Raw genomic sequence first — 11,214 nt, 5'->3', positions numbered from 1 at the left:
GCGCAGCGGCTCCCTGACATATTGTCCCTAGAGACAATAAGCGCGAGCCACTACCTTCCGGACTTCTCCTATGCGGGGTATCGGAACGGCCTCGATGCGCTACCGGTAGCGAGCGGGCGTGTATTCCTGGTCGACGACTTCGGCGCCAAACCCGATGACGAGATCGACGATACGAAGGCCATCCAGCAAGCCATCGCTGCAGCCACGGCGGCAGTAGGCCCGGTCATCGTTCGCTTCTCGCCGGGGCGCTACCGGGTGTCGGCGGTGTTGCGCATCACCCGATCCAATTTCGTCCTGCAGGGCGCAGGGTCAGGTCCCGGCGGCACGGTGCTGAGCTTCCCGAGGCCGCTCAACCAAGTCGATCAGAGCGACTCCCTCGACGAGTTGCGCAAGTATCTGGTCAAGCTCGACAAGCGCCAGGTGGAGCCTGCAAAGAACCTCAATGACCTGTTCTCTGAGTATTCCTGGAGCGGCGGTTTTGTCTGGATCCAGAAACCGGGGGTGCGCACGGCGCCCTACCTCGAGGAGTACGACCCGAAGATCCACGTGCTCGCCCAAATCGCCTCGGGCACCCGCGGTGACCGGGAACTCCAACTCGCCTCCACTGCCGCCTCCCTGGAGGCCGGCGACATCGTTCAACTGCAGTGGATCAATAGCGCTGGCCCGGGCGCGGGCATCATCAAGTCCCTCTACGGCGATGATCACGAGCGCGCCGGCTCCCATCACTGGACCTTTCCCAAGCGCCCCCTCGTCCGCCAGACCTCGCGGGTGCAAGCGGTGGACGGGCGCACCCTGCGCCTCGCCGATCCGCTACTGCACGACGTCGGGGAGTCGATTCCCGCTCAGGTGGCCACCTGGGATGGGTTGGAGCAGGTGGGCGTAGAAGACCTGCACCTCGAATTCCCGGACTCCCCCTTCTTCGGCCATCACATGGAGCGCGGCTACAACGGCATCTACTTCACTACCGCCTTCGACTCCTGGGCACGCAATATCCGCATCACCAACGCGGACAGCGGCATCCTGAGCTACGCGAGCGCCAACGTGACCTATCGCGACATCCTCTCCGACGGCACCCGCCGCGCCCACTACGCCGTGCACATGGGCAACGTACACAACGTCCTCGCAGAGAACGTGCGGGTGATGAACCCCGTGCTCCACTCACTCACCTTCAACACCCAATCCACCAAGTGCGTCTACAAGCACGCGGAGGTGTTCACCACCCCGACGCTGGATCAACACGCCGGCGCCAACCATCAGAACCTCTACGACGACGTCACGATCCACAAGCGAGCCCTGCGCACCGATGACGGCCCCGTCACCCCCGTCTTCGATGGCAGCGGCGCGCCCTACTGGCAACCCGGCCACGGTGGCTTCAACACCGCCTGGAACCTACGGGTATTGATCACCGGCGGCGCCCACCCCGATGAGATCGTCACCGTGCAGGGGTTGGACGAGGGACCGATGGCGCGGATCGTCGGCCTGCACGGCAACCGCTCCTTCACGTTGGACTATCGCCCTGCACCCTACGTGGAGATGCTGAACGAGGCCGTGCAGGCGGCCCCCTCCTTGTACGACTATCAGCTCGCCGAGCGGATCCTATCGCGCACCTCGGCCACCGACCCTAGTCGCTGACCACGAGCATCTGCACCTCGGCGAAGTCACCAGACGAGGTGGCCAGCCCGAGCGCGGTGCAATCCCAGGTCCTGGTGCCCGGCGCCACGGTGGTGGACAGGGTTTGCCCCGTCGTGATGTTGCGGCACGTGTAGGACGTCAGGGTCACCGCATTGTCGACGCGCCCGGCGAAATGCGGGCTGATGTTCGGCCCCAGGAAGTCGCCCCACGCGCGGGTCAGGTTGCCGATCTGTACGCTCGGCCCCGCCAAGCCTGTGAGTGGGGTGAACAGCTGGAAACCCCCGTCGCCCTCCCCGGCCACGTAGAGCAATTGCGTGCCGGCGTCCTGCGCAATACCACGGGGCTCGAGCGGCGCGGCGGCCGTGCCCACGACGGAGAATGTGGTGGTCTCGACGTAGGTGAGTGCGCCGCTATCGTCGGTGATGTAGAGCAGGTTGCCATCGGCGGACTCGAGGACGCTGCGACCATCGTCCGCCAGGTCGATGTTGGCGATAGGCAGGCCCAAGGCGAGGTCGTACACCACGACGGACGAGCCCGGATCCGCGACCACGTACAAGCGCGTGCCGGACTGACTCACCTCCAAGGACGATATCGGGAAGCCCAGGCGGATGGTGCCGCGCAGGGCGAGGTTTGCCACGTCGATGACGTTCACCGACTCCGTGGAGAAGAAATTGATCGCCACGTACGCGGTGGCGCCGTCCGGGGAGAAGGCGAGCTCACTAGGCAGGCCCGTGGTGCGGATGGCGGCGATCATGCTTCGCGTGGCCAGATCGATCACGTTCACCTCGCTCGGGCTGTCGATGCTCGCCCACAGCTGGGTCGCATCGGGCGACAGCGCGAGGCGCTCAGGATTCCCGTTCACCGGGATCCGCGCCAGCACCTCGTGGCTCACCCCATCCAGCACCCACACCTCTTCCTCATCTTCGCTTGCGACGTACACCTCGCTACCGTCCGGGCTCACCGCGACGGCGTTCGAGTTACCGCCAACCGGGACGCGATCGACCAGCTGATTGCCGTTCAAGGCCACCACGTACAGTTGGTCATCGAAAGCACTAGGTAAGTATGCGTGACGGTAGTTCGACACTACCCCACGCAGCAGCACCTGTACCGGCGTCCCCGGATCCACCGCCAGCGAGTCCAAGGGGCAGAACCAGTTCTGGGCGGAGAAGCTGAAGGAGAACCCGAAGAAGTTGTCCGTGTTGGTGCATTGGCCGATGCGTGCGCGCATGCCGCGCATGAGGCCACTCAGGTTTCGAGGCACCTGCCCGACGAGCAGCTTGTCCACCGCACCATTGATGGGCGTACGTGAGAGGATCGTATTGCTCGTCGTATCGGCCACCGCAAGCTCACTGTTGTCGACCAGGTAGAGCTGTGACCCATCACGGCTCAGGGCCAACGCCGACGAGAATTGCCCGAGTTGCGCGACCGCTGCCTCTGCGCCCGTATCGATCACCCGGACGCCGTTGAACTCCGTCTGCACGTAGGCCGTCCCGCCATCCGCCGAGAGCGCCAGGTCGAGGCTCGGTTGCGCACCGAGGGAGATCGTGGTGACGGCGTTGCTCGCCAGATCCACCACCATCAGGGTGGACAAGGTGGAGCTGGTCACCGCCAACGTGGTCGAGTCGGGGGAGACGGCGATCCTGCTCGTCGAGGAGGACGGGAGGACGATGCGGTCGATCTCCTCCAAACTGACCGGGTCCACCACGTGCACCGTCTCATCACTGCAGCAGCGGGCGGTCCAGAAGACCCGACGCCCGCTTGGATCGACGGAGAGCTGGGCGCCGCGCTGCGCCGGTTCCGCCGCGGTCTGTTGCCCCGTCGCGATGTCGTAGGCCAGGAGCTGGCCGTCGCGCGTGAGTACGTACAGCATCGCACCGTCCGGACTGAGGGCGATCTGCGGCTCCGGGCCTGCCACGGCTATCGTCTGCAGCACCTCGCCCTGGCGGATGTCGATCGCCCGCACCGCGCCCTCTTCCGCGAACCAAATCACCTCACTGCCGGGCAGATGCTCCAGATCGAACAGGCGCTCCGCGACCGCGCTCAGTGGTTGGTCCAGGCGGCGATCTCGAACGTCGAAGACGCCGATGTCATCAGCGTTGGTATTGCCGCCGGTACCGACGAAGTTCAGGAAGTAGACGAACTCCCGGTCCTGTGCGAGGGCGGGCAGCGAGAGGCTGGCAAGCAGCAGCCAGGCGAGGTGTCGAGTGAGGCGAGTCATCCATGAGTCTCCCGAGTTCTTCTGTGCACTGGACGTACGGACCTTGATTGCCTGTTGCGACACCCCCGAAACGACACGTACGGGTGCGTAGCCGGGGATAGCCAGCCTTCGGTTACAAGGGCCCGGGAGAACAGGAGTCCGGGGCGAAGGCGTTTGCCCCGGTAGCCACCCGCCCGACCCGCCCGGACGCTGCTCGAGTGGCTCGGGGCACCATGGTGTAAGCGCAACGGGGGACGCCAGGACTTAGTACAATTCGCCTGGACGCATACTCAGGAGAACCTGTCCATGAGGCAGAGAAGCGACGCGATCGAGGGCGTGCCCACGGTGCACGGCAGCCGGCGGCATGCCGCCACGATACTGATCACCCTGTGCACCCTCTGGCTAACGGGATGTGTGGGTGTGCCGGACGGCGTGCAAGCGGTCGACGACTTCGAACTCGAGCGTTACCTCGGCCGCTGGTACGAGATCGCTCGCCTGGATCATCGCTTCGAACGCGGCCTCACCCACGTTCGCGCCGAGTACACGCTGCGCGAAGACGGCAGCGTCGGCGTCGTGAACAGCGGCTACTCCACCAAGCGTCAGGAATGGAAGTCGGTCGAGGGCAGGGCCTTGTTCGTGGGCGAGCGGGACGTGGCCGAGATCAAGGTGTCCTTCTTCGGGCCCTTCTTCGGCGGCTACAACGTGATCGCTCTCGATCGCGAAGCGTACGCGTACGCCCTGGTCTGCGGTCCCAACCGCGACTACCTGTGGATCCTGGCCCGTGATCCCGAGCTGCCAGCGTCGGTCAAGGACGCCCTGGTCGCCAAAGCGCGCGAGCTGGAATTCGACGTAGAGACGCTGATCTGGGTGCAACAGGACAACCCACCGGCGCTAGGCGAGAGCGCACTCCCGACAGCGCCAGCGGCGGGTGCCTACGCTCAGGTCTCGCCCTGAGGTGCCCTAATCGTTACCCCCCGCGGCCGCGGAGAACACAGTGCGCAGGAGATCCGTCGTTCGTGCGGCCGGATCCGCTCGGATGGCTGCCTCTTCCTCAGCGAGGTAGTGGAAGATGCCGTCAATCCCGAGGTTGACCACGTGGGAGGTGAGGTCCGACTCGATCGGTGGCACGAGCGGCAGGGAGTTGTAGCGGCCCACGGTCTGCTCGTAGAGGCGCGCCGCGCCCACCTGGTCGAGGCTCTCGGAGACCACAGGCGTCATGCGCTCGGACAGCTCGACGCCCATCGTGTTGCGAAAGTAACGCGTGGCCGCATCGTCCGGGCCCTGGAGAATGTCGCGCACATCTTGCAGGGTCATCTGCGAGATCGCATCGACGAAGAGCTCCCCCGCATTGGACGTGGCTACCTCCGCCGCCCGGTTCAGCTGCACTTCGAGATCGGTCAGGGATGCCTCCAGCCCAACCCGAGCGAGCACCGAACGGGCCTGGTCCAGCTGGTCCGGTAAGGGGATGTGCACGGTGGGATCGAGGTTGAAGCCATCCTGGGCGCCGAGCTGCCCCACCACGTTGCCAGCGCCGACGCGCAGGGCTTCGCGCAGGGCATTGGTGATCTGATCCGTGCCCAGGGAGGCGACGCCACCTTCGGCGGTCTCGCTCGTCTCCTCGTCCCCCGTGAAGACCCCCTTCAGGCGGTCCAACCAACCCGCGTGGGCGCTCTGCAGCGTCACACTCAGGCACAGGACGGTGAGCAAGAGGGTCTGGCCGGCTCCTCGGTACAGGGGGGTTCGCAAGGCTCTTCTCCATGATGTCGCGCGCGAGAGGGATCACTGTAGGCACAATGGCGACCCAGCTCCAGCCGACGACGCGCGCCGACACAAGCTGCGACAATCCCCGCATGCCCCGTAAGCGCCATCATCGCCGCCGACGCCTGCCCGAGGCCGCAGATCCCGATCGGCGGTTCCTCACCACCGAGCAGCTGGTGGACGCCTCCGGCTTGACCCGCGAGCAGCTTTGGCGCGGGCGGTCTGCCAGTGCAGGGCTGGCCAGCGGCGTGCACTACGTGCGGGTTGGGCGCCGGCTCCTATGGCATCGGGAGAACGTGCGCGATTGGCTTCGTCGACTCGGCCTCTCCACCCCCTGGGCCCGGGACGCGGCAGAGGCGTTGGAACGCCAGCGCCTCACCGACACGGACCCTCCCTAGGCCTTGCTGCATCGCAGCTACTAACGCAGCCGTTTGCTACCCACCACCTCGCCAAACGGGCCGAGCGCGTGTGCTACGATCGAACTCGCCGGGACCGGGCGCGCTCTGCCCGCTCCGTGCCACGATAACTAAAACGACACGCCCCAGAACCACCTGCAAGGACGCTCGAGGTATCTACCGTGACCCACGACCACGCTTCCTTCGGCACCGCCTACGCCACCGCCGCCCTAATCCTGTTATTCGGTAGCTCGATGCCCGCCCAGGGCGCCACTCCGGCGTTCTCGGAGCAAACCAGCGCGGCCGGACTCGATTTCGTCCATAGCCCGATCGCCGATATCGAGGTGGGCGGTGAGATGCACGGCGGCGCCACGATCGCTGACTTCAACGGCGACGGCTGGCCGGACATCTTCGCCGTGGGCGGCGGCGGCACGGCGGACGTGCTCTACCTCAACAACGGCGACGGCACCTTCACCGATCGAGCCGCCGAGTGGGGCCTTACGGATCTCTACCGGGGTAACGGCGCGGCGGCCGGCGACTACGACAAGGACGGCGACATCGACCTCTTCGTCACCAGTCATGGGGATGCCGGTGAGGTGCCTACCCCCGGCGTGCACCGCCTCTACCGCAATACCGGCACCGGCTTCGAGGAGGTGGCCCAGCAGGCTGGCGTCAAGGCCCTGGGCGATCAGCCTGACGGTTTCGGCCCCGCCTTCGGTGACTACGACCTCGATGGAGATCTCGATCTGTGGGTCTCCGGCTGGTGGTTCGACGCGGAACAGCAACTACCGCGCTCGCGCCTCTACCGCAACGACGGCGACGGCACCTTCACCGACGTCACCCAGACCGCGGGCGTGGTACACAGCAATCGCAACCGAACGGGTGCCTTCGGTGCGATCTTCGCGGACATGAACGGCGACCGCTATCCGGAGCTGATGATCGCCAACGACGGTGGGGGCACCCAGTACTACGCCAACGACCGCGACGGCACCTTCACCCAGGTCGATATCTTCGGTGAGAACAAGGTGTGGCACGGCATGGGAGCCACCATCGCCGACTTCGACCGCAACGGTCACTACGACTGGTTCGTGACAGCGGCCTACCCCTCCATGCAGTTTCTGGGCCCCCCGGGCAATCGCCTCTACCTCGGCGAGGGCAACCATCAATTCACGGAGCTGCCCGAGAGCGGCGGCGTCAACGACGGCGGCTTCGGCTGGGGCACCGCGCCCCTGGACCTGGACCACGACGGCTGGGAAGACATCGTCATGACCAACGGCTGGCCCCACGTCGATCCGGTACACGGGGAGGACTGGCGCAACGAGCCCACCTACCTGTTCCGCAACAACGCCGATCTCACCTTCACCGAGATGGGCCAGGCGATCGGCCTCGATCACACGGGCGAGGGCCGGAGCCTCGGCCTCCTGGACTACGACCATGACGGTGACATGGACCTGGTGATCTCCACCCACGGCGGCGCCCTGCGCCTCTACCGCAACGACATCGCCGGTGAGGACGCCAACTGGCTGGAAGTGCTCGTCGACACGAGCGCCCATCCCGACGTCGCCCCGGATGGTCAAGGCTACGAGATCCGCCTCTCCGCCAACGGTGAGACCCTTCAGCGCATGATCGCCGGCGGTGCCAGCTACCTCGGCGGCCACGAACTACTCGCCCACTTCGGGATGGGAGCGCACACCCTGGCCCAGCAGGTCACGGCGATCGGCCCCGACGGGTTTCTCACGAGCCTGCGTGGCGTGAGCACCAACCAACGGCTGACGATTACAGTGTTGCCGCCGCTGAGCGCTTCCCCTCTGGTGGCCGCGCAGACGGCGGAGCTACGCCTCGACGGCATCGCCCCGGGGCAACGGGCGCACTTCTTCACCTCGGTGCAAGGTGTGGGGAGCGGGCCATGCTATCCCGTCTTCGGCGGCGCTTGCCTGGAACTGCAGGGCGGGAGCTACCGCGGCAGCGCGGTGGCGGACGCCACCGGCGAAGCCGCGCTCGAGATCACCGTGGGCGCGAACCCGCAGCTAAAGGAGCTGTTCGCTCAAGCGGTGGTTCGCCGGGGCGCACAGGGGTCGGATTCGATCGTGAGCAACGTGCTAGCGGCGCCCGTCGAGCAGCCTTGACCGGACGCCGGGCCGACTAGGCGGCCAGGGAATCCTCGCGCCGGCGGCGCGTTCGAGAGACGCTCAGCCACGCCAAGGCGCCGGCGAACAGCCAACCCGCCGCGGGCACCGGGGCGCTGGTAGGAGGCGGCAGGGTCACCTCATCCTCGGGCGGCATCTCACCACCGCCGCCACCGAGGCCTCCGCCCACCTCATCGGCCTCGTCACCCACCACATCGTCACCGAGTTCGTCGGCGATGGGCAGCAGAGCCACCACCACGACGCTCAGCGGGAGGGGCAGCTCCTCCTCTGGGAACTCACCGATCATCCCGCCCGTCGGCACCGGGGGTGCGCGCAGATCAGCGAGGGGATCATCGGGGCCCAGCGGCTCCTCTTGGGCCACCTGGATCGGATCGGGCTCGTCTTCGCTCAGGATGTCCTCGAGCACCTCTGCGGGATCGGCTTCCTCCGGCGGGGCCTGCTCCTCCTGGTCCACCACCACGGGGGCTGACCGCTCGGGATCCACCTCAGGCGTCGTACCGACCGGATCGTTGCCACCCTCATCCGTCTGCGATTGGTTCAGTGGCGTCTCATCGATGTCGCCGAGCTTCGGTGCTTCGGTCAGCTGTCCCCCATCGGCCAGCTGTGCGGGCAACGGGGGTTCGTCTTGCGGGGGAAGGGACAGCAGCGGATTGCCGCAGGCGCAACGCACCACGGGGATGCCGCGATTGTCGATCAGCACCGCCGTACCTTCTGCGAGCCTTCTCGGGCTACCGAAGGCCTCCCCATTGCTGAATCCGTGGTTGATCACGTCGAGGTGCGACTGCAGGTAGCCCCCCCGCAGCGCACCCAAGCGCCCCACCACTTCGTTGCGGGGCCAGCCCAGGATGGCGGCGAATGCGTCCCGTCGCGAGGCATCCCTCGTCAAGCCGGCTTGCAAACCGGCGAGGTCGCAAGCTTGCGGGTCGAGGCGTATGTACCACTCGCGGTCACCGTAGCGGGCCCAAAGGCCCCCGAGGGTGATGAGCTCCGGATCGAAGGCGCCACTGCCACGTTCGGGCACATCGATGTAAGGCTCACCGACCGGGAGCACGAAGAAGGAGGCGGCGCCACGACTGTCAGGGGCAACCTCTCGCGGCTGCTCGGCGGCGCTCACGGTGGCCATGTGCGTAGCGGCGGTGGCAAACAGCAGCCACGGCACCAACAGCTGGCGCCAACGCCCTGGCCCAGCCTGTCGCCTACCGACTACAGGGCGCGGCGCGAGGTCGTCGTTGTCGTGTTTGACGAAAGGCTGAAATGTCGACGAGTGCTTCACGGGCGACCATTTTAGTCTGAACTCAGTCCATAACGCAGTAGCTGGACTATTGTTTACTCGATGGACGGCCTCTTATGACGCGCCAATGACGCACATGAGCCTCATCGGATGGCTCGCAAGCAAGCGCTCGGCGCACTATTGTCAGGTCGTTGACACCCCCCTTGTGACCACCATCACAGGGATCTGCGGACAGCGCCAGATCGCTTAGACATCCCGAGCGCCTCGCCCCACGCTAGAGCGCTGATGCATTGCCCCGGGGCGGACGCGCGTCCGCGTGCATTCCAACGGGATGCGGGGAAGAGAAAAGGTACATGACACGGATCCTGCTGGTCGAAGACAGCAAGAACCTGAATAGGGCGTTCACCATGCGCCTGGAGCACTCCGGCTACGCTGTCATCACGGCTTCCCACGTGGAAGAGGCATTTGCCAAGGCGCTGGAATCGCCTCCGAAGGCCGCGATCGTCGACGTCTGCTTGCCCGGCGGCAACGGGTTCGAGCTCACCTCGCGCCTGCGCGAGCGCCTGGCCATCGAGGTGGTCCTGGCCACGGCTAACCGAGACCCTAGCCTCAACCAACGAGCGCACGAGTGCGGCGCCTTCGCCCTGCTCAGCAAGCCCTTCGACGCATCGCTACTGCTAGCGACGGTGGCTGATGCCATCGCAAACGCTAACGACTCCGCCCTGGCCTGAGCAGCCCGTGCCGGCTACAAGTCGGCCGCAGGCGCCACGCTCAGCGTGCGCCGGATCTCATCGGATTGCAGACCGATGGCCATAGGGCGTATCACGCTCGCCAACACCCCCACGTCGTAGAGTTCCTCCACCACCCCGCTGATGCGTAGCCAGTGCGGCGCGTCGCCCGTCCTCAAGTCTACGATCATGAGACCGCAGCGCGCCTCGACGTCGCGCTTGCGCAGCGCCTTATCCAAAGCCAGCCCCGCGAAGGTGTTGCGCTCACCGCGCGGCCGTGACAGGCCGATGACCGCGTACGACCCAACGAAGGCCAGCCCGCGTGCATAGCCCGGGCAGAAGGCAACCTCCTCGAAGCGCCCCGCCTGCGTATCGACCCAACCGAAGCGGCCGTTGCCCGAGTCCAGCACCCAGAGCTTGCCGTCGTGCCATCGGGGCGAGTGGGGCATGGAGAGGCCATCCATTACCACCTCACCCGACGCCACATCGATCATCACCCCACCGCCTTCGCGACGCTCGCGCCAACCGTCGGCCACATCACTGCGACTGACGGCGGTGACGTAGCCGGGACGCCCGTCGACCATCGCAAGGCCGTTCATGTGGCAACGATCTTCCGCCGCCAAGCGGGAAATAAAGGGCGGTTTCCACACCGGAGCAAAGCTGTGCGTCTCGCTGGGCCGCGCCAGGCAGCTGAAGAGCGTGCTGACGAAGATGGGCCCCCCGGCGCTGTCGAGGGCGATGTCGTGGATATCGATATCGCCGGTGGTCCACGCGCATTGCGGTACGTACATTCGGTCGTAGCCCTGATGGCGTTCCTCGGGGCCCAAGGCATTCTCGAAGCGCCACAGCTGGTAGAGCGTGCTCAGGTACAGGGTCTGCGAGGAGCAGTACATCCCCATCGAGCGATTGAAGGTGCGGTTGAAGAGTTCGAGGCGACCGTCGGGCTTGAGGCCGATCCAGAACACCTTACCTACCTGATAGGTCGTAAAGGCCAGGCTGGCACCCACTTCCACCAGCCACGGCACGAATTGGCGGGACACGGAGATTTCAAACGGCGGCGCCTTGGCAGCGGCGGCGGGCCCATCTGACGCCTTATCGCTCATTGGTCTTCCCGGGTGGAACACGC

Annotated in this window: 9 protein-coding genes; 5 read left to right on the top strand and 4 right to left on the bottom strand. The window is 66.0% G+C overall.

What is annotated here, in order from left to right; genetic code table 11:
* Positions 1-21 precede the first annotated feature (21 nt).
* Positions 22-1,632: a glycosyl hydrolase family 28-related protein gene (locus tag AAF184_01315; protein ID MEO0420944.1), complete on the top strand. Its 1,611-nt coding sequence runs from the start codon at positions 22-24 to the stop codon at positions 1,630-1,632.
* On the opposite strand, the gene AAF184_01310 is transcribed toward AAF184_01315, so the two are convergent.
* Complete coding sequence (locus AAF184_01310) at positions 1,622-3,850, bottom strand: PQQ-binding-like beta-propeller repeat protein (GenBank protein ID MEO0420943.1); 2,229 nt, start codon at positions 3,848-3,850, stop codon at positions 1,622-1,624. The genes AAF184_01315 and AAF184_01310 overlap by 11 nt on opposite strands.
* Positions 3,851-4,135: 285 nt before the next feature.
* On the opposite strand from AAF184_01310, the gene AAF184_01305 reads away from it, so the two are divergent.
* Positions 4,136-4,783 (top strand): lipocalin family protein, encoded by a 648-nt coding sequence (locus AAF184_01305; GenBank protein MEO0420942.1) that lies wholly within the window; start codon positions 4,136-4,138, stop codon positions 4,781-4,783.
* A gap of 6 nt (positions 4,784-4,789) precedes the next feature.
* Here the strand turns inward: AAF184_01305 and AAF184_01300 are convergent, their stop codons facing one another.
* On the bottom strand, positions 4,790-5,575 hold the full coding sequence (locus AAF184_01300) for a DUF4197 domain-containing protein (GenBank protein MEO0420941.1): 786 nt from the start codon (positions 5,573-5,575) through the stop codon (positions 4,790-4,792).
* A gap of 47 nt (positions 5,576-5,622) precedes the next feature.
* Between AAF184_01300 and AAF184_01295 the strand changes: the two genes are divergently transcribed.
* Both AAF184_01295 and AAF184_01290 read left to right on the top strand, forming a co-directional pair.
* Positions 5,623-5,985 carry a hypothetical protein gene (locus AAF184_01295; GenBank protein ID MEO0420940.1) on the top strand — a complete coding sequence of 121 codons (363 nt, stop codon included), beginning with the start codon at positions 5,623-5,625 and terminating at the stop codon, positions 5,983-5,985.
* A gap of 179 nt (positions 5,986-6,164) precedes the next feature.
* Positions 6,165-8,108, top strand: a complete 1,944-nt coding sequence (locus AAF184_01290) for a CRTAC1 family protein (protein MEO0420939.1) — start codon at positions 6,165-6,167, stop codon at positions 8,106-8,108.
* Between the two features lie 16 nt (positions 8,109-8,124).
* Here the strand turns inward: AAF184_01290 and AAF184_01285 are convergent, their stop codons facing one another.
* Positions 8,125-9,288 (bottom strand): DUF6777 domain-containing protein, encoded by a 1,164-nt coding sequence (locus AAF184_01285; GenBank protein MEO0420938.1) that lies wholly within the window; start codon positions 9,286-9,288, stop codon positions 8,125-8,127.
* A 425-nt stretch (positions 9,289-9,713) separates the two neighbouring features.
* Here AAF184_01285 and AAF184_01280 point away from each other — a divergent pair, with 425 nt between their 5' ends.
* Complete coding sequence (locus AAF184_01280; GenBank protein ID MEO0420937.1) at positions 9,714-10,091, top strand: response regulator; 378 nt, start codon at positions 9,714-9,716, stop codon at positions 10,089-10,091.
* A 14-nt stretch (positions 10,092-10,105) separates the two neighbouring features.
* Here AAF184_01280 and AAF184_01275 read toward each other — a convergent pair whose 3' ends face one another.
* Positions 10,106-11,191, bottom strand: coding sequence for a TIGR03032 family protein (locus AAF184_01275; GenBank protein MEO0420936.1), 1,086 nt, complete (start codon positions 11,189-11,191; stop codon positions 10,106-10,108).
* Positions 11,192-11,214 lie beyond the last annotated feature (23 nt).

The organism is Pseudomonadota bacterium, assembly GCA_039815145.1.
Lineage (GTDB): Bacteria > Pseudomonadota > Gammaproteobacteria > Steroidobacterales > JBCBZW01 > JBCBZW01.
This window is presented reverse-complemented; position numbering and strand designations above follow the sequence as displayed.